General features: G+C 34.4%; 20 protein-coding genes. All 20 read left to right on the top strand.

What is annotated here, in order from left to right:
- Window positions 1-109: 109 nt before the first annotated feature.
- The 20 genes from J2W48_RS07010 (at window position 110) to J2W48_RS06915 (ending at window position 25840) form a co-directional block, all read left to right on the top strand.
- Window positions 110-808 (top strand): DUF1826 domain-containing protein, encoded by a 699-nt coding sequence (locus J2W48_RS07010; protein ID WP_310279773.1) that lies wholly within the window; start codon window positions 110-112, stop codon window positions 806-808.
- A gap of 442 nt (window positions 809-1250) precedes the next feature.
- Window positions 1251-2147 carry a dienelactone hydrolase family protein gene (locus J2W48_RS07005; RefSeq protein ID WP_310279771.1) on the top strand — a complete coding sequence of 299 codons (897 nt, stop codon included), beginning with the start codon at window positions 1251-1253 and terminating at the stop codon, window positions 2145-2147.
- Window positions 2148-2961: 814 nt separating this feature from the next.
- The gene (locus tag J2W48_RS07000; RefSeq protein WP_310279769.1) at window positions 2962-3564 is read left to right on the top strand and encodes a Pvc16 family protein; all 603 of its coding nucleotides are present in this window, start codon (window positions 2962-2964) and stop codon (window positions 3562-3564) included.
- Window positions 3561-4403 (top strand): hypothetical protein, encoded by an 843-nt coding sequence (locus tag J2W48_RS06995; protein WP_310279767.1) that lies wholly within the window; start codon window positions 3561-3563, stop codon window positions 4401-4403. The genes J2W48_RS07000 and J2W48_RS06995 overlap by 4 nt, the downstream gene beginning before the upstream one ends.
- Window positions 4404-4424: 21 nt before the next feature.
- Window positions 4425-6524, top strand: coding sequence for a phage tail sheath C-terminal domain-containing protein (locus J2W48_RS06990; protein WP_310279765.1), 2100 nt, complete (start codon window positions 4425-4427; stop codon window positions 6522-6524).
- 30 nt (window positions 6525-6554) lie between these two features.
- Window positions 6555-6983, top strand: coding sequence for a phage tail protein (locus tag J2W48_RS06985; RefSeq protein ID WP_111290789.1), 429 nt, complete (start codon window positions 6555-6557; stop codon window positions 6981-6983).
- Between the two features lie 2 nt (window positions 6984-6985).
- The gene (locus J2W48_RS06980; protein WP_310279761.1) at window positions 6986-7432 is read left to right on the top strand and encodes a phage tail protein; all 447 of its coding nucleotides are present in this window, start codon (window positions 6986-6988) and stop codon (window positions 7430-7432) included.
- A 7-nt stretch (window positions 7433-7439) separates the two neighbouring features.
- Window positions 7440-7601 carry a DUF5908 family protein gene (locus tag J2W48_RS06975; protein ID WP_310279759.1) on the top strand — a complete coding sequence of 54 codons (162 nt, stop codon included), beginning with the start codon at window positions 7440-7442 and terminating at the stop codon, window positions 7599-7601.
- A gap of 1 nt (window position 7602) precedes the next feature.
- A complete protein-coding gene (locus tag J2W48_RS06970) occupies window positions 7603-8298 on the top strand; it encodes a CIS tube protein (RefSeq protein WP_310279757.1) in 696 nt (231 codons plus the stop codon).
- Window positions 8299-10044 carry a type VI secretion system tip protein VgrG gene (gene vgrG, locus J2W48_RS06965; protein WP_310279755.1) on the top strand — a complete coding sequence of 582 codons (1746 nt, stop codon included), beginning with the start codon at window positions 8299-8301 and terminating at the stop codon, window positions 10042-10044.
- A 64-nt stretch (window positions 10045-10108) separates the two neighbouring features.
- The gene (locus J2W48_RS06960; RefSeq protein WP_310279754.1) at window positions 10109-10399 is read left to right on the top strand and encodes a PAAR domain-containing protein; all 291 of its coding nucleotides are present in this window, start codon (window positions 10109-10111) and stop codon (window positions 10397-10399) included.
- Between the two features lie 2 nt (window positions 10400-10401).
- Window positions 10402-10812 carry a GPW/gp25 family protein gene (locus J2W48_RS06955; protein WP_310279751.1) on the top strand — a complete coding sequence of 137 codons (411 nt, stop codon included), beginning with the start codon at window positions 10402-10404 and terminating at the stop codon, window positions 10810-10812.
- 13 nt (window positions 10813-10825) lie between these two features.
- A complete protein-coding gene (locus J2W48_RS06950; RefSeq protein ID WP_310279749.1) occupies window positions 10826-14209 on the top strand; it encodes a baseplate J/gp47 family protein in 3384 nt (1127 codons plus the stop codon).
- Window positions 14197-16899, top strand: coding sequence for a hypothetical protein (locus tag J2W48_RS06945; protein ID WP_310279747.1), 2703 nt, complete (start codon window positions 14197-14199; stop codon window positions 16897-16899). Before J2W48_RS06950 ends, J2W48_RS06945 begins: the two co-directional genes overlap by 13 nt.
- An 11-nt stretch (window positions 16900-16910) precedes the next feature.
- Window positions 16911-20351, top strand: a complete 3441-nt coding sequence (locus tag J2W48_RS06940) for a PKD domain-containing protein (RefSeq protein WP_310279745.1) — start codon at window positions 16911-16913, stop codon at window positions 20349-20351.
- Complete coding sequence (locus J2W48_RS06935) at window positions 20335-22035, top strand: contractile injection system tape measure protein (RefSeq protein WP_310279743.1); 1701 nt, start codon at window positions 20335-20337, stop codon at window positions 22033-22035. The genes J2W48_RS06940 and J2W48_RS06935 overlap by 17 nt, the downstream gene beginning before the upstream one ends.
- Window positions 22036-22046: 11 nt before the next feature.
- Window positions 22047-22625: a hypothetical protein gene (locus J2W48_RS06930; RefSeq protein WP_310279741.1), complete on the top strand. Its 579-nt coding sequence runs from the start codon at window positions 22047-22049 to the stop codon at window positions 22623-22625.
- Window positions 22622-23449 (top strand): DUF6734 family protein, encoded by an 828-nt coding sequence (locus J2W48_RS06925; protein WP_310279739.1) that lies wholly within the window; start codon window positions 22622-22624, stop codon window positions 23447-23449. The genes J2W48_RS06930 and J2W48_RS06925 overlap by 4 nt, the downstream gene beginning before the upstream one ends.
- Window positions 23450-23472: 23 nt before the next feature.
- The gene (locus J2W48_RS06920) at window positions 23473-24333 is read left to right on the top strand and encodes a DUF6734 family protein (protein ID WP_310279737.1); all 861 of its coding nucleotides are present in this window, start codon (window positions 23473-23475) and stop codon (window positions 24331-24333) included.
- A gap of 40 nt (window positions 24334-24373) precedes the next feature.
- Entirely contained in the window at window positions 24374-25840 is a 1467-nt protein-coding gene (locus tag J2W48_RS06915) for an eCIS core domain-containing protein (protein WP_310279736.1), read from the top strand.
- The last annotated feature ends 11 nt before the right edge of the window (window positions 25841-25851 follow it).

Genomic DNA, 25851 nt, shown 5'->3' with positions numbered 1-25851 from the left:
GATATGAAAAAGTTATAACTCCAAAGTTTAAAGCGATAAAATGCCGCAACTGAATACAATTACATAATTTTGTACTGCATGAAGCAATTAGTTTCTTAATATTATACTAATGAGCAATACATTTTCTGACAGTAGCCAAATTGGAGTGGTATCTACTTTTTCTGAGCTTGTGCATACCGATTTCAAGGGAGAAATAAATGCGCTATGCTGGTACAGAAATTTGGATGGCGATTTTAACGAGATTGTAGCCCAGTTATGTATAAAAGAAAATATAACGGAAATTTATCCTGAAAATCTAATCGCACTCCAACTATCCAAAAAGGGGAATATAGCAAGGGAAATAATTTTAAATGATTTACAATTATTAGCTGATTTTGGAGCTTCGCCCTCTCTTAATTTACTGAAGTGTTATGAGCGTGATGATGAATTTGATTTTATATCCACTGATGTGTATTCGTTTCATGTCGATCGTTCACCCATTGCAACAGATACTTTTTTATGTACATATCATGGAGCGGCAAGTGATATTATTTCTAATTCGAAAGCAGAGCAAAAAATTCTAATTCCAGAAATCCGAACAAAGCTAAAAGAGCTGCATAATGGAACAGCGGAAGAATTCGAAAATTTCTTGAAAGAAAATTATTTTGATTTGCATTATCAGGCACATGCGGATGCAGAACCTATTAATTTAGGGTTAATGCATCTTTGGCGGCTGGCGGTGGATCATCCAAAACAACAAGTGCTGCCTTGTATTCATAGGGCACCAATAGAAAATGAAGGTGAATATCGGTTGTTGTTGATTTGTTAAGGGAATTGTTGAAACAATACAATAAGAAATATCGTTACTCTGGCTGTATTCTGTAAAGACGAAAAACGCCATTGTTTTTAATGGAGTTTTGAGTTTTAATAGAATTTGTAGCAGACTTTAAATTAAGCTTTATTCTCTATTTCTTTTCTGATTATGGGAGCTACACCCTTTCTGTCACTAGTTCAATGGGTTTACATAGTGTCGTTTATATTACCTAATATACTATCTTACTGCTGATTTTTTAGTTGAAATATGTAGATTACGTAGTCCAATTACAATAATATCCTACCTTGCGCTGTAAAATTATTTTTATGATACTTCTTTATTGCAAAGATTATGCTAACTTGATTTAGATTGCGGGTACGAAGGCAGAGACATTCTCACAGCTTTCTACAATAAAGTAATCGTTTTATTTCCTAATTTAGTTTTAAAATTTAAAGCGATGAAAAAACTAACTAAAGAAGATATCAGTCAGGAAGTATTTGACTTATATGATGATTACGCTCATAATAAAATTGACAGAAGACAATTTGTCGAAAAACTATCAATATTTGCAGTAGGAGCAGTTACGCTGCCTTCACTTTTAAGTTTTATGGCACCAAATTATGCAGACAGCGTTTTAATTCCAGCCACAGATCCAAGGCTAAAAACTGGATATATCCATTATGAATCTCCTAAAGGCGGAGGAAGTATAAAAGGACTTTTGTCACAACCTTCTGAAACCAAAAAGAAATTACCCGGAATAATCGTCGTACATGAAAACCGGGGCCTTAATCCATATATTGAAGATGTAGGACGCAGAGCTGCTATAGAAGGTTTTATCACACTTGCTCCGGATGCGCTATCACCATTAGGCGGTTATCCAGGCAACGATGACGCAGGGCGTGAGTTACAAAAAAAACGTACTCGCGAAGAAATGCTGGAAGATTTTATCGCCGCTTATGAATATCTGAAATCACATCAAGATTGTAACGGTTCCGTGGGTGTTGTCGGGTTTTGTTTTGGTGGGTGGATTTCGAATATGATGGCGGTAAAAATACCCACTTTAAAAGCAGCCGTCCCTTATTATGGAGGGCAGCCTGCAAAAGAAGAAGCAGAACAAATAACGACTCCGCTCCTATTGCATTATGCAGGATTGGATACCCGGGTTAACGAAGGCTGGTCTGCTTTTCAGGAAGTACTTAACAAAAATAAAGTCGAAAATACGGCCTACTTTTATCCGGAAGTAAATCATGGTTTTCATAACAATACAACACCAAGATATGACGAGGCAGCGGCCACTTTATCCTGGACCAGAACCATTGATTTTTTTAAGGAAAAATTAAAAAAGAATAACTAATCACTCCTATAGACTGAAAGCCTGCAAGGTTCTGACACTATCTATAAGCCACAAATTCTACGAATTAATCACGATTTTTTTAATTAGTGCTAATTCGTGGAATTTGTGGCTAATATTTTTTTAGAAGCTAAAGTAAAATGCACTAGTACATAATGGAAATCGGGCAGCGTCAGGCTAAATGAACCCGATAACATTTATCTCTGCTTTGAACAACTCGAATAAATGTCACTACAAAAATCACATTCTTAGGAAATATTAAATCCATAATTTACCGTTTCAACTTAAATCTAAAAATCGAACACTTTAGATTTTTCTTCATTAAAATTTTAACGGTTTTATAAATTCTGACGTTCACTTTTGTATAAAGAATAAAATAAAAAATCTATTTTTTATTCAACTTATTGATATTCAATATATTAAATAAATACAAAAGTAAGAAAAAAGGGTGTTTTTCCCCTTTTTTGGCACCCATTAATTTTTCAACTTAGACTAATCTATAAGCCTCGTTTTTATTACAAGTTTAAAGTAAAGTCAGGAGACTCTTCTTTTATTTTTCAATCTGCGCCCTGAAGCTGATCCCTTTTAGCAAATTTCATATAGTATTATCATAAAAGAGATAGCATAAAAAAGCAGAAAACACTTATTTAATTTACAAAATAAGGAAGCAAAGTAAAACAGAATACGGATTATACCTAAAAGCAAACTCCGAACTGAGCATATAAGTACTGCTTTAAAAGGGCAAAAATTTGAATTGCACTTTTATGCATAAGCCAATCAAATTAACAATAATGTAAGATTTAAAACTTTATTACAGATGATTTTTGAAATTATTCAAATAATTACAGAACAAGTAAACAACTATCTCGAAGAAATCGGGTTAGAGAAAACAGTTGTGACTGAAAATATTGCTTTTTTAGAGTCTCAAAACGAAACTGTATCCGGAAACCTGGAAGACAGAGTCGCACTTACCCTAATCAATTTAGACGAGGAAGCTACTTTAAAAAACTTTCCCAATCATTCTATTGAAAACACTAAAACAATTTATAAAAACAGCATCATCAATTTAAATCTGTATTTACTTTTTAGTGCCAACAGAACAATATATATCAACTCACTTAATGATATTTCAAAAATCATTGCATTTTTCCAGGGGAAAAAGCTATTTACACAAGCCAATACTATTTACAACAGAAATAATGTTGCAATGACCAATATTGACAATTTCAGATTCTCAGTTGAGCTCTACACTCCCACTTTTGAAGAGTTGAACTATATCTGGGGAACATTAGGCGGCAAACAACTTCCATCGGCTTTATACAAAGTGAGCATGATACAAATTGAACGCAATATTACACAAGGCGAAGGACAACTTATCAGCAAAGTCAAAGGTATAGCAAAAACTAAGGAGCAATCATGAGTTTTAATCTTACATATGGATTGTTATTTGAAGTAACGTTTTTTCACAATTATTTTCTGAATAACGGCGAAGAAACCTTTGAAAGTATGTCAGCTGCTGCTAAAGAAAAAATGCTGCAAAAATTCAGCATTGATGCATTTACAACTATAACGCCAACTTTGAAAACCAATACAGTATTAAAAAACTACAAAATGGTATTCAAAAAAACCAAAACGGGTTTTAGGGTATATATTAAAGTTAAGGAAACAGATGCAATTGATCCATTTATAAGAATTCCTGTTGATTTGAACTTAAACTTTCTAATCACCATCAACGACTATCAATTTGAGAATTATACCAATTTAGACTTTGCTTTCAATCAAGTATTCTTATTTAGCAACGTTAGGCCGTTAACCGAACCGGTTACATTTGAATATCTTCCAAAAATAAACGACAACAAATTAATTTCAAGTGCGTATTTAGTATCCGAAGAAACCACTACAGATTTAATTTCGACACTCCAATCATCAGAAAAACAAGGTGTCTTTGGACTTATTTCGCTGACCCTGCAGGGCGATAATAATTCAGGAAATATTGTGACCAATTTGGGCAAAATGATAGGCCCTAATTTTAAAATTCATTTTGACAATCGAAAAACGCTTTGGAAATATATCAACCGGAAAACAGCAACCGAAATTGAAACCAATGCCACAAAACCATTAACACACTCTGGTTTTGTTGAAATTGATCCGCTTACCGATTTTACTCCGCCAGAACCGGCCAACAGTCAATACCCAAATCCATCTGTAAAATCAATAACAAAAATCAATAGTGATTACTATTCGGAAATATTTATTTAATAATTAAAAAACAAATCAATTATGGCAACAACTTACAAAACGCCTGGAGTATATGTTGAGGAAATCGTAAAGTTTCCTCCTTCTGTTGCCCAGGTAGAAACAGCGATTCCTGCTTTTATTGGCTATACCGAAAAAGCCACGAACAAGATTAATGGAGATTTGAAATTGAAACCAACAAGAATAACATCTCTTTTAGAATACGAACGCTTTTTTGGCTTTGCTAAACCAGAGACAACAATTAGTGTTACCATTAATGATGTTTCAACTGATAATGGAGACACAAGATCTATTGTTGTGGATCAACCAACTTCAAAACAGCCTTTTTTGATGTATTATTCAATGCAGTTGTTCTTTGCAAATGGTGGTGGTCCTTGCTACATTATTTCGGTCGGGCGTTATGGAAATGATTTAGATGAAGCAGACACTCCCATTACAGCAATCAATAACAGCGATGCATTGAACGACGGATTAGCAGAATTAGAAAAGGTAGACGAACCAACACTAATTCTATTTCCCGATGCAACAAAAGTAAGTGGAATAACTATAACTGATTTCTACGGATTATACAATAGTGCATTAATGCAATGCCAAAATCTTCAGGACAGATTTACCTTAATTGATACTTTAAATTATGATGAATCAAGCCCAACAGATTCTAATATAGATGATTTGAGAGATAAAATTAGTTCTGAAAAAGACACTATTAAATACGGAGCTGTTTATTATCCTCACTTAGAAACCATACTGGACTATGCTTTTGACAGCAGTAAAATTATATTAAAACATTACTCCTATACGGCAAAAGCGTATGATCAAATCGCTGCAGGACTGGTGGTTATCGAAAATCCAACTACAGGGATTGATGCGATCGTAGCTAAATTAATTGACGTCACCACTGTTCCCGGAAATATTTCCGGTCAAATGAGTGATCTACTTTTACAGATGTACAGTAATGATGCAACCGGTTTTGATTTAGGCGGAACCTTTGTTAGTAACCCTGCCAAAAAAACAGCTTTCCTGAATAAACTGAATGTTCTGCTTACTTCATTAGAAAGTTTATCTCTTTTGAGAAATTCGCTCAACGACGAAGCAAATGCTGCAATCAGCACAATATCTGATGAGGATATGGTTATTGCGAATAACATCACAAGTACTTTAACTGCATTTAATTTAAACTTTACTGACGCAAACAAAATTGACTCTGTATATAAAAACTTAAAAACATTAAAGAAGAAAATACAGGACGAGAACGCAACGGCTAAACTGCTTAAAATTATATCAACTGATACTGTAAGTTTTGATAAAGAATTAAAAAAACTTGTAGACTATACTCCTTTGAATACTCAAACCGCAATTACAATAGTTACAAATAATTTTTCCGGTATTAAAGCAGCCCTGCTTGCACTTGTAAATGCTATTAAATCTGTTAGTGGAAAAGATGTAAATAATGGAGCATTAAACGGAAGAAAATTAAGCACTTTAGAAAGTATCGACAATGTGACTTTTAATAAGATACTTACAGAAATTTACAACCTGCCAATAACACTTCCTCCAAGTTCTGCTATTGCGGGAGTTTATGCCAGAGTTGACAGAGACAGAGGCGTATGGAAAGCTCCTGCAAATGTAAGTTTGAACTATGTAATAAAACCAACTGTTAAAATAACAAATACCATTCAGGACAACTTAAATATTGATACTGTTGCAGGTAAATCTATCAATGCTATCAGAACCTTTACCGGCAAAGGAACCTTGGTTTGGGGATCAAGAACCTTAGCAGGTAACGATAGTGAATGGCGTTATGTACCGGTTCGCCGCTTTTTTAACATGGCCGAAGAATCTATTAAAAAAGCAACCGAACAGTTTGTTTTTGAACCCAACGATGCCAATACCTGGATAAGAGTAAGAGCTATGATTGAGAACTTCTTAATTCTTCAATGGAGAGCCGGAGCTTTGGCCGGGGCGAAACCAGAACAAGCTTTTTATGTAAGAATCGGACTGGGACAAACCATGTCAGCTATGGATATTTTAGACGGTAAAATGATAATCGAAATCGGTTTGGCAGTAGTTCGTCCGGCTGAGTTCATCATTCTTCGTTTCTCTCACAAAATGCAGGAATCTTAATTATAAATCATCATTAAAAAAATATAAATCATGAGTTATCCATTACCAAAGTTTCATTTCTCAGTTGACTGGGGTGGAACAAAAATAGGTTTTACAGAAGTTTCCGGATTAGATGTAGAAACTGAAGTTATTGAGTACCGTCAGGGCGCAAGTCCGGAGTACAGCAAAATTAAGATGCCAGGCATGCAGAAGTTCTCCAACATTACCATGAAAAGAGGCACTTTTAAAAGCGATAATGAGTATTACGCCTGGTGGAATACGGTAAAATTAAACACCATCGAAAGAAGGGATATTACCATTAAATTACTTAATGAGGAGCACGAACCTGTGATTACCTGGAAAGTAAAAAATGCGTGGCCGACAAAAGTTCAATCGACTGATTTAAAAGCCGACGGAAACGAAGTAGCCATCGAGTCAATCGAATTGGTTCATGAAGGTTTATCTATTCAAAATGACTAGTTATGGCTAACTATTATCCACCCGTAGGCTTTCATTTTCTGGTTGAATTTGATCAACTGGGCACAAAAGAAAAAGACCATCAATTTCAATCCGTATCAGGACTTTCTGTAGATCTTGAAACGGAAGAAATTGTTGAGGGTGGAGAAAACAGATTCAAACACAAACTACCCGTTAAAACCAAATATCCCAATTTGGTTTTAAAAAGGGGGATACTTATTGATTCTGACGTAATTGAATGGTGCAGAAAAGCATTAGAAAATTTCGAATTTAAGCCCATAGATTTAACTGTAAAACTCCTGAATCAAGACCACGAGCCTTTAATGCACTGGAAAGTTATACATGCCTATCCCGTAAAATGGGCAGTTGAAGATTTTAGTGCTTTAGAAAGCAAAATTGTTGTTGAGAGCTTTGAGCTTGCTTATAATTATTTCACCCTTCATAAAAAATAATTTTATCATGCCAATTGAAATCAAAGAGCTTCACATTAAAATAAACGTGAACGAAAACTCAAATTCGGGTGCAAAACCAGCAGCTTCATCATCTGCTGCTGAAAAAGATACTGTGGCTGAGTGTGTCGAGCAAGTAATGAAGATTATTGAACGAAAAAAAGAACGCTAATATGGCAACTACTACCGGTGAATTAAAAAAACTGAAGATCATTGCCTATAGCGATCCTCAATTCAACAATCCCATTTCGGATATTGAAGAGTTCATTACTTTGATGAATCCCGAAAAATATACTTTTCATTACAAGATAGAGCAAGATACAACCCAAGCTGCCGGAACGAGCAGTCCTGCGCCAAGATTTACAGCAATTGCTCCGGAGGAATTAGAATTGGATTTTGTTTTTGACCGAACAGGTGTTATTGCTGGCAAAGAAACTACCGAAAATGGCGTTATTGAAGACATTGAGCATTTTAGAAAAGTAATTTTAGAATACAATGGCACAGAACATAAGCCAAACTACTTAAAAATTGCCTGGGGAAGCCTGCTATTCAAAGGATCTCTCACAGAAATGACCATTGAGTATAAACTTTTCAGGCCAGATGGAACACCCATCAGAGCCATTGCAAAAGGAAAATTCAAAGGAGTTGTTGAGGATGAGTTAAGGGCAAAACAGCAAAACAATCAATCTCCTGATTTAACACATACCAGAATTGTAAAAGCAGGCGATACGCTTCCTTTAATGTCTTTTAAAATCTATGGCGATTCAAAATATTATCTCGAAGTAGCAAAAGCTAACAAACTTATCAATTTCAGAAAGTTAAAAATTGGCCAAAAAATATTTTTCCCTCCTCTGCAAAAACAACAATAGATGAACAATAGCGGCGTCATACAAACCAGTAAAAGTGCAGATTTAGTAACGCACAAATTGCTCATTGAAGGAAATGAGCTAGCTGGCATTTACCAGGTAATGAGCATTGTAGTTCATAATGAGGTTAACAGAATACCGATGGCGCAAATTATTTTGACCGATGGAGATGCTGCCGCACGAGATTTTAAATTAAGCAACGAAGATTTGCTCATTCCGGGAAAAAAAATAGAAATAAAAGCGGGTTATCACAGTGATGAAGAAACTATTTACAAAGGAATAGTTGTAAAACATTCCATAAAAATAAAAGACAATTCATCCCTGTTAATTGTGGAATGCAAAGACGAAGCAGTAAAAATGACTATTGGGAGAAAAAGCAAATATTTTTATGACGTAAAAGACAGTGATGCTTTTGAAGACATTATAGGCACTTACGGATTAGAAAAAGATGTGGAAAGCACTAATTTTAGTCATAAAGAGTTAGTGCAGTACAATACTTCCGACTGGGATTTTATTGTTTCCCGTGCACAAGCCAATGGAAAATTATGTTTTGTTGAAAACGGCAAAATCTCGATTAAAAAACCAGATTTGGCTTCTGAATCAGTTGAAACAGTTGCTTTTGGCGCCAGTATGCTCGATTTTGATGCCGAAATTGATGCTCGAAATCAGTTTGCCAAAGTTTCATCCTACAGTTGGAATGCATCTAATCAGGAATTATTAGAAATTGAAGCCAAGGATCCCAGCGTGAGCCTAAACGGAAATTTATCTCCTTCGGATTTATCCGATATAGTAAAGCTGGAAAATTTAGAATTGCGTCATGGCGGTCATGTTACCGATACCGAATTGCAAGATTGGGCTGATGCAAAATTATTATTTCAACAACTGTCAAAAGTTCGCGGAAGAGTGAAATTTCAAGGCATTCCAGCAGTAAAACCCAACACAATTATTACACTTGAAGGCGTAGGAGATCGTTTTAATGGCAAAGCATACATAACAGGGGTTTTCCATGAAATTGCAAACGGTAATTGGACTGTAAACGCGCAGTTTGGATTGAATCCTGAATGGTTTTCTGAAACTTATGATATCAATACACCATCGGCTTCAGGAATAATTCCATCTATAAAAGGACTGCATATTGGTATTGTGACCCAACTTCAGGACGACCCCGACAGCGAAGACAGAATTTTGGTAAAAATACCAATTATCAATAACGAAGAACAGGGTATTTGGTGCAGAGTAGCTGCCTTAGATGCAGGTGACAACAGAGGTACTTTTTTTAGGCCCGAAATTGAAGACGAAGTAATTATTGGCTTCATCAACGAAGATCCTAATGATGCCATTGTATTAGGAATGCTCCACAGCAGCGCAAAACCAGCTCCTCTAAAAGCAGCTGACGATAACCACCAAAAAGGGATTTTTACAAGAAGCGAAATGAAAGTGCTGTTTGATGATGACAAAAAATCGATAGCAATTGAAACTCCGGCAGGCAAAAAAATAACACTGGACGAAGACAAAGGATCTATAGTTATTGAAGACGAAAATTCGAACGTGATTACAATTGACAGCGCAGGAATAAAAATGGAAAGTGCAGGCGATATTTCAATAAAGGCAACAGGCGATGTAAAAATTGAAGGTACCAATGTAAATCTAAAAGCAACCGCCCAATTTAAAGCCGAAGGCAGTGCTGGCGCAGAAATGTCGTCGGCAGCGGTGGCGATTGTAAAAGGCAGCATTGTACAGATAAATTAATTTATCCCTTCGATTACTTTCAGTCCTTAAACTCTTAAATAAAAAATTAATAAAAATAATAATAATGGGAGCACCAGCCGCAAGAATCAACGATATGCATGTTTGCCCAATGGTAACAGGAACTGTCCCTCATGTAGGCGGACCCATATTACCACCAGGCGCACCTACAGTAATGATAGGCGGTCAGCCGGCAGCCTGCCTGGGAGATATGATCGTTTGCACAGGGCCTCCGGATAGTATTATAGCGGGTTCGAGTACCGTACTGATTGGAGGAAAACCAGCTGCAAGAATGGGAGATTCAACTGCGCATGGCGGAACAATTATAATAGGATGCCCAACCGTTTTAATAGGCTAATCATGGAAAATAAAGAAGCTTTTTTAGGTACCGGATGGAGTTTTCCGCCAGAGTTTAAAAAGAACACTAAAGCAGTCGTAATGACATCTGACGAGGCAGATATTAAAAGCAGTCTGGAGATATTGCTTTCTACCAAAATCGGTGAACGCATTATGCTGCCCAGATATGGCTGCAATATGGACGAATTACTTTTTGAAACATTAGACAGAACATTAAAAACCTATGTTTCAGAACTAATAAAAACGGCCATTTTATATTACGAACCCCGAATTGATGTTGAAAAAATTGACATCACACAAGGTGATGATTTAGAAGGGGAATTATTGGTCATAATCGATTACAGAATAAGAAGTACAAACTCAAGAAGCAATCTTGTTTATCCATTTTACAAAGGAGAAGGCACTAATATTTAAAAGTTTATAAGCTATGAGTACCAACAGCCAAATAGACAATGTTATTTTTAAAAGAAATGGAGTCAATCAGGAAGAACGCTTTAGTGACGCACTAGAGCCGGGCAACTTGAAGCTACATGATTTTACTATTGAAGACTGGCTGCTATTTGCTTATAATTTTGCAAAACAAGTCAACTTTTTCGATACGAATAACGATAAAACTCCAGAAGGCAACTGGCAGGAATTTTTTAGTTATTTCGGCTTTTCAAAAGATAATCTTCCGGATGGCATCCCGAAAAGAACAGATAAAGAGTATGCTGCTTTAAAAGAAAACATTACCAAAACATTATCTACTGCCAATATAAATCAAGACCTTACTCCTCACATGACATTGTTTGTGTGTTTCCTGAAATTATTGGAATTATCCCAAAACAAACTTAATCTTATTACAAAAAAACATTTAGATTTTTTTTATAAAGACATACTGCAAATCGAAAAACTTCCCGCAAAAGCGGATAAGGTTAATATCATTTTTGAGCTGGCAAAAAAGATTGCCGAAGAAAAAATCGCTGTAAATACAGAACTGGATGCCGGAAAAGATCCCGATGGCAAAAAATTAATATACAAAACCACAGAAGAATTTATTGCCAATAAAGCCAATATAGCCTACCTAAAAAATGTGTATAATGACTTTGATTTGGGTGAAATAAAATACAGCGAAATTGCAAATTCCCTTGACGGAAAAGGCGAACCCCTAAAAGAAGACGCTCCATATTGGTTTCCTTTTGGATATACATCCAATGAAAAAAAGTACCCGAAATTGGACGATGCAAAATTAGGTTTTGCAATAGCTTCAGAATTATTTAATCTTAAGGAAGGAGAAAGAAAAATTGACATCACAATTACTTTTGATAAAGCTTTGGATTTTTCTGCTTCACCATTTACTGTAGACAATCTTTTGGAGAACATCAGCATTCTATATAGCGGAAAAAAAGGATGGATTGAAAATTTTAAACTTAGAACAGACATTGATTTTAAGAATGGGAATCAACCCTCTAGCATTGGCGGTGACACATTAAGATTGGTTTTTAAAATACCGAAAGATAGTCCGGCAATTGTTGGCTACGATCAGAAAGTTTTAGGCGAATTTTTCTCGACAGAGCTGCCTGTAATTCGATTTTTAATCAATACGCAAGATAAAAAGGGGCATGCTCTTTTTAGAAGTTTAGTCAAAAATACAATAGCTAGCATCATTGCAAAAGTTGAAGTTAACGATGTGAAATCTTTATTATTAGAGAGTGATACTGGCCTGCTTAATGCTGCAAAACCCTTTTACCCTTTTACAACTCAACCCGAAAAAAACAGTTCCTTTATCATAAACTATCCCGAAATCTTTTCTAAAAAATGGATAGAGGCAGATATTAACATCAAGTGGAAAAACACTCCATTATCATTCGAAACTCATTATGCCGCCTACAAAGAAAGTTTTCTTGAAACAATAAGTAAACAGATTTTTCTTGATGCAATTTTCATCAAAGATAGCAGTGAAAACAAAATGAAGGCCAACCAGCCTGAAGATGGAATTACCAAAAAAACCGATTCAGAATCAAAAATTTCTGTAGAAACTAATGATTCAATTACAATAAACCCAAACGGTCCAATTGTTACAAAGGACTATTTTAAAGCAACATTATCTGTTTTAAACAAAGAAGTTTGGGATGAACAAAATCCAGCTGTTAATTTATTTGATGGTCCTGATAAAGATAAATTATTTTTTGAATCTAATATCAATGTAAAAAGCAACTATGAGCTTGGGAAAAGCGGTCCAATTCGATTGACATTAAATCAATCGTTTTTACATTCGTTATTTCCAAAGATATATACTTTGGCCATAATGAATGTGGCGACAGACCCATCAACTCCTATCCCAAATGAGCCTTACACTCCGGTTGTAGAAAGCATAAGCCTGAATTATTCTGCTAAAGAAACTATTGATTTTACTGCCTACGAGTCTAACCGAATAAAATTATTTCATGAAGCTCCTTTTGGTCAGCGCGAAGAGCATTCTTATTTGAAACAACAAGCTATCAATAAAGAGATTTTAGATACTGGAACGCCAACTACCAATTGTCTGGTTCCGGATTATTGCAATGGAGGCGAATTTTATATAGGCCTTCAGGATGCAGAAACAATGCAGCAAATTTCATTATTATTTCAAATATTAGAAGGAAGCGAAAATATCAGCGTTGAAACTTTTACAGGAAAAGAAAAAGTGGGATGGTACATATTATGCGATAATTATTGGAAAAATTTGGATAAAGATATTTTAGCAAATGGTATCGATAACTTTTTAAAATCGGGTATCGTAAAATTTAGCATTCCAAAGCAGGCATCTAATGATAATACACTATTTCCAGCCGATACAATTTGGATAAAAGCAAAAATGCACAAAGACTATGATGCTGTTTGTAAAGTTATCGATGTGAAAACCCAGGTTGTTACCGCAGAATTTTTTGATAACAACAATAATTTATCTCATTTAGACAGCACATTGCCTGCCAAAACTATATCTAAATTAATTACCAGAGTTCCGCAGATTAAAAGCATTGAACAACCCTTTAATTCATTTGATGGAAAACCATTGGAATCAGATGAATCCTATTATCTGCGTGTAAGTGAACGCTTGCGCCACAAAAACAGGGCTATAACGCTTTGGGATTATGAGCATCTTATTTTACAGGAATTTCCAAATGTTTTTAGAGTAAAATGTCTTAACCATACTTTTATTTCGGGTACAAGTACCTCCTTTTTATCCCCGGGAAAAGTAACACTGGTAGTAATTCCGGATATCGTGGACAAAAATGTATTCGATATTTATGAACCAAGAGTGAGTACAGCCACATTGAACAGTATAGAAGGTTTTATTAATTCTAAAAACTCAATGCTAGTGTCTGCAAAAGTAATTAATCCTGATTATGAAAAAGTTATAATAAAATTGAATGTCAAATTTTATCCAGAATATGATGAGAATTTCTATAAAAAACAGCTCAATGAAGATCTTATAAAATTTTTATCCCCTTGGGCATTTGATACCTCTAAGCAAATCATATTTGGAGTTGAACTGCAGAGAAGCATTGTTATAGAATATATCGAAAATTTATATTATGTCGATTTTTTATCTAAGCTTGAGATGGCGATATATATCGATAAAAAAACAGATAAGGAACACCCTGATACATTAGAAGATACGGAAAATAACGAGGCCAATGTACGTCTTTTAGACTTTTTAACCACACTGTCCCCATCAAGTCCAAAAAACATTTTAGTCTCTGTTAAAAACCATATTATCAGTACCACTATAGAAACTTGCAAAATACCAACTCCAACCCCAGAAGAACCTGAAAAATGTCAATACTAAACCAACATATCACCATTCCTAAAAAATCAGCAACCGAGGACGATTTGGATTTCTTTTATTTAAGAAAAAAAGGAATTGAATATATAGAGTCTTTTGGCAGTAAATTTTGGACTGATTTTAACGAGCATGATCCAGGAATTACGATGCTGGAGATGCTTTGCTACGCCATTTCTGATCTTGGGATGAGACTCAATCTCCCTATAGAAAATATATTAGAATCTAATGACAGTAATAAAGGCATTCCAAAACAGTTTTTTAAAGCCTCAGAAGTATTGTCATCAAGTCCTGTCACGCAAAATGATTACCGAAAATTATTTATAGACATAAAAGGAGTTAGAAATTGCTGGCTCGCAAAACATAAAAAAACAGTGTATGTGGACTGCAAAAAAGATAAACTTTCTTATGATTTTAAGGATTATGAAAATCTATCAGAAAATTTAAGAAAATCTTTTGAGCTCAATGGCTTATATGATCTTTATGTAGATTTTGAAAGCTCAAAACCTGCAGAAATAGAGGCTGTTAAAGAAAAAATAAGAAAGCAGTATCATGCAAACAGAAACCTTTGTGAAGATCTTGTTGAGATAAAAAAAGTGGTAGACTACCCTATCAAAATATGTGCAGATATTGAAGTAGATACTGAAGCCGATGAGGAACTGGTTCATGCAAATGTCATTGATGCTCTGGAAAGTTACTTATCGACAACGGTCAATTTTTATTCTCTAAAGCAAATGATTGACAAAGGATATTCAACTTTGGAAATTTTTGATGGTCCAAGTTTAGAGAATGGCTTTATTGATACAAAAGAATTGCTTACAGCCGATTTGAGAAACGAAGTACGCCTCTCAGACATCATGAGAATAATAATGTCCGTGCCGGATGTACTGCTGATTAAAGATATTTCTCTGGGAAATTGTGGAGGTGATGATTTGGAAAACAAATGGCTTATTTGCCTTTCACCTTACCAAAAACCTGTTGTTTGTGCTAAAAGTGTTTTCAATTACAACAAAGGATTATTGCCACTCAATATCAATCAGGCTCAGGTAAAAATTTATTTAGACGCCATAAAAGCCGAAAAAGACAAAGCTACAACAAACGCCAGTCAGGATAAAGAATTAGATATCCCAAATGGCGAATATCTTAACACCGATTTTTATACAACCATACAAAATGATTTTCCTGAAACCTATGGTATTGGTGAAGTGGGACTTCCTTCCAGATCATCTGTTGAACGTAAATCTAAAGCAAAACAATTAAAAGGATATCTTTTATTTTTTGATCAGATATTAGGAAGTTATTTTAAACAATTAGGCAAGGTAAACGAATTGCTTTCTGTAAGCGGTAATTTGTCGCGAACCCTTTTTACTCAAGTTGTTAAAGACATTGAAGGGGTTGATGACATTGTAAACGGATATGAAAATTACAACGATGAAACTATTACGGCACTGCTTTTTGACCAGCAGGACAATAATATTGAACGAAGAAATAAAATTTTAGACCACCTCTTGTCTCGTTTTGCCGAGAATTTTTCAGAATACGTATTTGTTAACAAAACGATTTATGGCAACACTACAGATCAGGTAGTATTGCGTGACAAAGAAAACTTTTTGAAAGATTATAAAGTAGTAAGCAAAGAGCGAGGCAATGCTTTTGATTATTACAAACAGCCCATTGCCAATTTATGGGATACCAATAATGTTTCAGGAGCCGAAAAAAGGATTTCAAGACTCATTGGTATTAAAGATTACAGTCGCAGGAATCTTTCTAATTCGTTTGTCGAAATGTACAATTTTATTGATACAGACAATCAATCTGTTTACAGATGGCGTATTGTAGACACTAATAAGGAAATTGTACTTTCTTCAACAGCAGAATACTTTGATACTTCTGCAGCAAATAAGGAACTTTATTTTGCCGTGCTGCAAATTATTCAGACTCGGGAATATAAAATAAAAGAGGCTTTTAAAAACGGCACAATAACAGATTTATCTATTGTTGACAATATTTTAATTCAAAAGTCAGATGCCGGGAAATATTCTTATGACATTATAAATCCGGCAATTAAAGACAAGAAAAACCCAAACCGTATTATTGCCCGCAGATTTGAATACTATAATAATTTACCGGATTTAGAAAAATCGATTCTGGAATTAATTCAATTCATGAAAGAAGATTTTACTGAGGAAGGAATGTTTTTGATAGAACACATGATGCTCCGTCCAGATGTAAATCTCACTACCGTAAATCCTGATACTTTTATGCCTATCTGCGCCGATGAGTGCGATAATTGCGAACCGATAGATCCCTACTCCTACCGTGTGAGTGTAGTGTTGCCGGGATATACATTGCGATTTGCCAATACCGATTTTAGAAATTATATAGAAAAAATAATTAAGGAAGAATTACCCGCTCACGTTCTGGCAAAAATATGCTGGATTGGATATAGGGAAAAAGATGTGAAAGACCCCGCAGAAAACCAGCTTGTTCAATTTGAAAAAACATATAAAGACTACTTGTTTGCCAAAACTGATTTGAATCAGGAGCAGCCGGAACCTCAATTAATCAGCTTTATTAAGGCGCTTACCGTTCTGGACAATGTTTACCCAACAGGACGACTGTTTGACTGCAGTGATGAAAACGAGCGATTGTCAGATAAGATTATACTAGGAAAAACGAATTTAGGATCATTATAAAAACTATTCCCATGTCAGCAAAACTTTCAACAATAACAACACAATACCGCCGATTCACAAAAAATCAGGTACTTACAGAAGGAAACCTTAATGAGGTTGTAGATTTTTTTGACGACCAGGATCGCCTGTCCCGCATTTACCTGAGTGGCGTTGGTATAGTTTGCGGGTTTTATGCTGCTTATAATGCAGCCCAAAAAAACATTTCAATAACGCAGGGAACTGGTGTAACTACTGATGGTGATCTTTTTAAATTATATCAGACAGATATATTGGGAAACAAAAAAATCGATTTTGATTCCAAAACATATACACACTGCAAAATTTATGATAATACAAAAGCGGCTTATAAACCTTTTTTTTATGATGGGGCAAATAAGCAATTGCCTCTTTTTGAACTCCTGACAGAAGAACAGCAAAAAAAAGAAAAAGATCCCTATTTTGCTTTAACACAATTTACGGCAAATACAAAATTTGAGCTTAAAGATGCCGTAATTCTTTTGTATCTGGAGTCTTATGAAAAAGAATCTGACCTTTGTGTAAGTCTTTCGTGTGACAATCAGGGATTGGAAATTGTAGGCAATTTTAAAGTTTTAATTGTCAGCAAAGCCGTTGCCACACAAATAATGAGCCATGACAGCATGATTGGCAAAATCAATTATTCCAATTTATACCATAAATTACCAGACCTAAAATCAAACAGAATTGTATTAAAGCCAGATGATTTTGTTCATCTTGAGGCTATAAAAAAAACTTTTACCAAAGGGATTTTCAAAAATAATGTTGTAAAGAATTTGCAGGATGGCTACAATACCCTATTGACAGGTTTAAATATGCCACTCGTTTTAGATGCTATTCAAAAAAATATATCCGAATTATTTAATTTTGAAGGAGACCCGGTACTGCCTCCCGATTTTCAATACCTATATGATCTTCTTAACGATCTTGTTGATACTTACAACGAAACCAAAGCACTGCTACTTACCATAGATGATAGTTATTGTTCTCCTGATATCAATGCTTTTCCAAAACATTTAATGCTGGGCGAACTCATAAAAACCGAGCCTTGTTTTGAATTCCGCCATGCTTTTTACAAATCGCCTCTACTTACAGGAGAAAGTCTTACCGCTTGCAATAACTGTCTTGCAGATGGTAAAGATTCGGAAGAAAAGGAAAAAGAGATAACAGATGAAATAAAAATATGCCACGGCGAAAACACAGCCAGACAAAGAATGTACAGTCTTATTCTGCGAAGTTTACAATTATTAGAAAACTACAATCCATTACATGATTTTATAAAAATCACACCCTCTCTGCAAATGGGTAAACTGGGCAAAAAAGCCATTCCTTTTTACAGTAAAGTAAACGATTCTCTTATTAAAGCCTGGGATTTTGATAAAACGATTTTAGGATTACAGAAAAACAATATTAGTTACCATGACGATTTATTGAATACTAAAAAACCTCTCGAAATTCATCTTGATAGTGATTTTTACAGAATTGAAGGGCACCAGGGACGCAATTACAAAGAAGCACTTAAAGCTATTCAGCAAATTAGATTCGAAAACGGGCTCGGATTTAATATCATGATCCTGGCAGTAAATGCTAATGAACTGGACAAAACCATTCAAAATTTTACCAAATATTACCTTAACAAAAACCATGGTTATGAGCATAAAGCAGGCGTAGCTCCCGGAGGCACCTTTATAATGATCTATCTGGAAGAAAAAATACCCTATTATTACTATTATAACGCCCGTAGACCCTCTTTAACTGGTGACTTCGAAAAATTTACAGAAGGGATACCCATTTTAAATCCAATTGTTGCTGATTTTTCAATACCCTATTTATGTTGTGACGAAAATAATATAAGTCTTACTTTACCTGTAGATAAAATTTGTTTTGACAGCAAAACACCTCCTCTGCCTTTTAAAGTATCTCCGGCAGGAGGTTTTATAAAAGCGAATGTTGGACCTGACCAAAACGGAGGGATAACGGTAAATGAATTTGGAGTACTCGTTTTTGATCCAAAATTAGTCAGCAAGGAGTTAATAGGTCAAAAAATAACATTTACAGTTAATAATTTTGAGACTAAATGTGTCATAACCATTTTTGAAAAACCAATATTCGATTTTATCGCTACCCCTTTAAACCCAGGAATCAGCGAAACAGAAGTTACTTTTACCGTAACGGGAGATAATCTTGCCGGCAATAAATATACCTGGGATTTTGGAGACAAAACTGATCCTGTTACAGATGACAAGACAGAAATAAAACACATCTACAAGTATAATAGTGAATCGCAGAAAAAATTCACATTTGATGTTACGCTTAGTGCCGATAACGGCAACTGCGGTTTTCAGGTTACTCATCAGGTGAGTTTTGAAATTTCAGACCCAAAAGTACTCATCGATAACAAATTGGTGAATACTATTTCTTTCTGCAGAAACGACAAAACACCGTATTCACTTACCCTTGAACCTGCTGTAAAAGGGGCAGTTCTTTCAGGAGAAGGAGTTAAACCAATAAAAGGAGGACAATTTCAGTTTATTCCGTACAATGTTACTGAGGATGTTACAAGTGTCACGATTCTAATAGACGGCAAACCATCTAATCTTGTCATTACACTTTTAGATCTGCCTACTGCCAGTTTTACTGCCAGCGTAGATGCTACAGGAATTTTAACCTTAAACAACAATTCACAAAACGCTGCTACTTACACTTGGGACATTAATAAGGAAATAGTAAAAACAGATAAAAGAGAGCCAATATCAAGACCAACTGCTTTATTTAATGAATCGTCTATTTCCGTTTCATTAACTGCCGAAGGCAAATGTGGCTCAGTAACCGATGGCCCAAGGTCAATTGAGATTAGGAAAGAGGTTGAAGTAAATACATGTCTTGACAATGCTGACTTATTTGTAAAAAACGCAATTGGAACCACTTCCAATTTAAAAGAAATTTCCGTTTTAAATAAATTCAATGAGGAGACTATTAGCTTCATTTCCGAAACTGAAAACAGATTTGCCGAAGTTCAAAAAAACCTTGAAAGTTACACCAGTGGTAAGTCAAACGCTAAATTATCTGAATTATTCACACAGGAATATTTCAATTTTATATCGACAGTTGTTGCTTCTTCCATTAGACTGCAAAATTTAAATCAGATTGCTGCGGTACAAACACTTATATCGCTAAATACTTCATTGTATTACACTATTTTGAGATGTCAGGATCCAGAAACGCTTAAGGCATCTGAAAAACAAATTATCCCGGCAGCATTACTTTTCAATAATTTATTTAAAAGTTTCATAGAAATAAAATTCAATACAGATAAGGACGGATCATTGAAAGAGTTTTTGTCAGGCATGCTAACCGTATTTCCTAAAATCGATTTTATCCTGTCCAGTTTAAATATACAAATAGAAGACCTTAAAGCTGGTGATACATTCAAATAAACATATTATCAATAAAGTTTTCCTTGAGATAAATACCAATTCTAAAGAAAAAGGATATTATCTCAAGGACAATATTGATGCGTTTTTGCAAAAGGAAATATTCTCGCTTTTAGAAAATTATTTTAATGAACTGGATTCGAAAAACCCTTCATACAGCATACAATTAGAAAAACTCAACATTGATATTGCCATCAATCAAAATTTGGATTTCGAAGATTTCAAAGAACAAATCCTGAAAAAAATTACAAAACAAGTTGAAGAAGTTTTTGAAAAAAACGAAAAAAACATAGAAGGCTATAAACTCATCAGACCACAAGAAAAAGAAATAGAAGGCTTTTTTTATTTTCTGGAAACAGGTACAAATGTCTGGTGGACAACATCAACTCATGATTTTAAAATAGTAGATGACACTGCATTTGATGAAATCCTAAATGACGAAACCTTTCCTTTTAAATGGGCAAATGCACTCCAAAAACCAATTGTAAGAACAAGGTTTATCAAACAATTTAGTAATAGCCAAATTGTAACAATTATTAAAAAAGGAATATTGCTTAAAAAAAATAGTACTGACAGCAGTGCCACAATAATCAGGATTGAAGCCATAAAAAAACACATTGAAACCAGCATTGCAAAAAATCAATTGATCCCAAATCAAAGATTTTTAACATGGAAAATAGTCGTTTTAATCCTTTTGGGAACAAGCGATGCAATTGTAAAACAAAAGCTTTCCGGGTTGATTTGCAGTGTGCTTGAATTTCATAAAAAAAATAGCTTTTTGGAACACAAAGAACTTTTTCTAAAGGTAATTGAAAATCAGATAGAGAACCAAAACGAACTGGAATTGCTGGCTAATCTTAATGCCATTGTTTTGGTTATCGAAAAAAAACTAGACAAAATTATTTTAAAAGAAAAAGAAACAGGCATAAAAACTGTCGCAAAAAACCAAGCAACAATAAAAACAGAAACAGAAATAGAAACAGGAAGAATTCAGGAAAATAATGAAAAGACCATATCTGATTCGGCTTTGATTTTGTTAAATAATAAAGATGCTGCTGTTCACAACGACGATAAAAATATCAAACCATCATCCAATAACTCAAAAGAAAAAACTCCAAAAAATCACGAAGAAGCAATCGATAAAAAAGATCTTTCTTTCGAAAAAGAAGAAGACATATTAGATGCAGATTTCAGCGACTTATATGTTAACAATGCGGGTTTACTACTAATTCATCCCTTTTTGAAATCCCTTTTTAAAAACTGCGGCCTCCTCAATAAAGACAATACTATAAACGATCCGGAAGTTGCCACGCACCTTTTGCATTATATAGCCACCGGACAGGAACAGGATTATGAGAACACTATGATTTTCGAAAAATTTTTATGCAATATTCCAATAGCCCAACCTATTGAAAGAAACATTGTACTCTCTGAAGAAATGAAAAAAGAAGGAGATACAATGCTGCAGGCGGTATTGAGCAATTGGGATATAATGAAAACAGGATCGGCAGCATTGCTTCAAAACGAATTTTTGCAACGCCCCGGAAAACTGAGCATTAATGGAGACGAAAGTCCTGTAATACTTATAGAGCGAAAAACACAAGATGTTTTATTAGACAAATTAAGCTGGAATTTGAGCATCATAAAATTGGCCTGGAAAAAAAGAATCATATATGTTAACTGGTAAAAATTAAAAGCATGAATATTGAAAATGCCTCTTTTTTAGAATACGATAAAAAAAATATCCGCAGCCTTCAGCAAATGGCTTTGGAATTTTTATTCAACAATGTAAATATGTCTAAAATAGTCTTTTGTGGAGGTGTTGCAGACTATCTTAATCTTCGCGAATATTATGACATTACCATTAATGATATAGATCTGATTTATGAAAACGAGCTGGATTTGCAGCCCATGAAAAACAAGTTGGAAACAAAAAGATACATTTCTAAATTCTATAAAACAAAAAATGGAGAAGCATTAGTAAATATATTCAGAGTTGGGGAAACGTCAATTAATATAGACAGTTTTCCAAGGGACTTTTGTAAATCAGCTTATACACAGTCCTATTTATTAGGTAAAATGGTCTGGCATACCTCATTTGAGGACAGCAAAAAAAATCATAATAATGAAATACACCTAAACACCTCAGAAGCAAGGGGCATCGATTATGAATGGAAACGATTGTATAAACACAGCCGAAAAGCTTCTTTATACAACAATGTAACTTTCCTGGAAGAAAAAAACTTAATTCATACTATTAAAAAAAATATTTTATGAGGGAAGAGCCTAGAATAATTTACAGCTTAGATGCATTTCCCATTAGTAATAATCGATGGAATGAAGGTAATAAATTTAAAGAAACGATTTATTCGACTGCATTAAGTATACTATACAGCCATTTATGGTATCAGGATATCGAACTTTATGCTGATGAAACAGCTTATAAGTTTCTTTATATGCTTCCCTGCAGAGTTACTAAAATTAGTAGTAATAAAGACACTGACATTTGGATGAAATCAAAAATTGATGTTATCGAAAAACAAATCAAACCTTTTGTGCACCTTGATAATGATGTCTTTATAAAGAAAAAAATAAATTTTGATTTTGAAAAGGTAATTGTTGAACAAAATGATTACGAATTATACAGTATGTACCAATATCGTTTAGATTTTTTTAATCAATATACGCAGCATCTCGACTATTGGAAACCAGATTTAGGATATGCATTTAACTGTGGAGTGTTAGGTTTTAGAGACTTGAAACTTCGGGACCAGTTTTTAAAAGTTTTTTATGAGTTAGAGGAAATCTTTATAAAAAATAATAATCCAAAAATAGCAAGAGTAGAACCTTGTATCGTTTTAGAACAATACAATCTTGCTTCATTATTACATCATAATAATATTAAACCCACATTATTGCTATGGAAAAAAAACTTGTTCGAAAATAGCCGGCTGGCAGATAAAATTGGTTACACGCACATTGCCGGTCAAAAAAAATACAGGAGTCACATCGTTCAGGAAATAGAAAACAGGCTTTTTAAACTGTTTCCGTATTGGTACAAAGAAGTAAAGACTGCCTTAGAGAAAGAAGGTATCGTTTAATATAAAACTATAATTAGCTGTATATGAAACAAAGACACAAGATAATCTATAGCCTTGATGTACTTCCTATTATAAATAATCGATGGAATATGGGAGACAAACTAAAGGAAACTATCTACATGACTGCTCTAAGTGTATTGTATAGTCATTTGTGGTATGATGAAATTGAGCTTTATGTAGATGAAACAGGCTTTGAGTTCCTGTATATGCTTCCTTGTGCTGTTACCAAAGTGCAGAATGACAATAGAATAGAACTTTGGATGAAATCTAAAATTAATGCTATGGAACTACAAACAAAACCATTTGTTCACATAGACACTGACATATTTATTAGGAAAAAAATAGATTTTAGTTTTGATGATGTAATAGTTGAACGCAAAGAAGGTACTTATGAAATTCATTACAAGAAGCAGGTAGAATTTTTTAATAAATACACCAATAACCTGCCTTACTGGCATCCAAATTTAGGCTATTCCTATAATTGCGGAATATTTGGTTTTAATAATCTCAGGCTTCGCGATGAATTTATAAAAAGCTATTATGATTTGGAGAAAATATATCTTGAAAATCAAAAAAGCTTTACTCTATTGAAACAAGAAGGTTATGAAACTTGCATTTTAATAGAACAATATACCCTTGCATCGTTACTGAACTATAAAAACAATAATCCTACAATACTATTAAAAGGAGAAAACATAACAGAGCAAGGAAAATACGCAGATAATATTGGGTATTCTCATTTTTTTGGAATGAAAAAATATGAAAAATATGTTGTTGATGAAATTGAACTTCGGCTCTCTAAAATATTTCCGTATTGGTATATGCAAATAAAAAGCGTATTAGAGAAAGAAGGTGTTATGGCGAATAATCCGCAGTTTGTTTAGTTAAACAAATTATTAACCAAAAATGGTAAAATAATAAATCATGAGAGAATTTGAACAAAAAAAAATAGCTAACCCCTCTCCTTCTCCTTTTTTTGGACCAAAAGTTCAAAAAAAGCTAACCACAGGCACAGTAGGAGACAAATATGAAACAGAAGCCGATAATGTTGCTGATAAAGTGGTTAACAAACGTAAAACGGGAGGGCTCTTGCAATCAAGAAGTGAAGAAGCTGTGCAGCAAAAACCTATTTCAGAAACCATTTCAACGGTTCAAAAACAAGATCTGGCACAAGAACAGCCTCTGCAAAAAAAAGGCAAGGAAAAAGAAGAAGATAAAAAAGTGCAAAAGAAATCTGACAAGGAAGAAGATAAAAAAGTACAGAAAAAGGGAGAAAAAGAAGAAGAGAAACCTGTTCAAACGAAGTGTGCAGATTGCGAAAAAGAAGATAAAGTTCAGAAAAAAGATAAAGAAGAAGAAAAAGCAGTACAAAAGAAAGGGCTAAATTCAGAAACTGAAATTCAGAACAATGCCTTAGAAGGAAAACTCGACAGCTCAAAAGGAAGCGGAACCGGATTAGACAAAAAAACCAAAAAAGAAATGGAATCTGGTTTTGGCTCTGATTTCAGCAATGTAAAAATCCATACCGATGCCAATGCTGTTCAAATGAGTCAGGAATTGGGTGCACAGGCATTTACCAATGGAAATGATGTTTACTTTAACCAAGGAAAATACAATCCTGAATCTAAGGAAGGAAAACATTTGCTGGCACATGAATTAACTCACACTGTTCAGCAAACGGGAGGAGTACAAAAAGTGGGAAAAATTCAAAAATCATCTATTGAAAACATCGAATCTGAAAATCTTGAAGCCCCTAGATTTCAAAATGAATACAGGCTGGAACAAGCTCATGACGATTTAGATTATATAGGTGTTGGCTCAAAAGGTGAACCTGTAAAAAAACTGCAGTCCGGTTTAATGGATTTAGGCTATCAGCTTCCTAAGTTTGGAGCCGATGCTGATTTTGGCAGTGAGACAAAGCAAGCCGTTTTAGACTTTCAAAATGACAATAATTTAAGTTATGATGGTGTAGTCGGAGTCCAGACAATGGGGCGTCTGGATGATATTTATGCATCAAAAAACAAGGGTAAGGAAACTCCAAAACCCTGCAAACCCAGCAAATTAAACAAAGTTCCTTATTCTGAAGAATTTACGAATCAAATAAAAATAGGTTTTAATACTACAACAGAATGTGCCAGCGTAAAAGTTATTATAAACGCAGAAGGAATAACAAAAGATTGTACCGCTTTTTTCATCAGTATTGATGGTGCGGACGGAACTAAAAAAACTATTGAAATGCAACCCGACCATACAGCAAAAAAGACCTTTACTTTCAAATTAGAAAAAATAGGACATCATAATTTAATATTCTCCATGCCGGAAAGCTGCAAAGGAGGAGTTGGATTGTCAAGTTCAATATTTAAAGTTTCGGGAAGTATTACCCGATTTTGAGTGTAAATATT

This window comes from Flavobacterium piscis (assembly GCF_031457575.1).
GTDB classification, from domain to species: domain Bacteria; phylum Bacteroidota; class Bacteroidia; order Flavobacteriales; family Flavobacteriaceae; genus Flavobacterium; species Flavobacterium piscis_A.
Note: the sequence above shows the minus strand (reverse complement) of the source record. Positions and strands in the feature narration are given on the sequence as shown.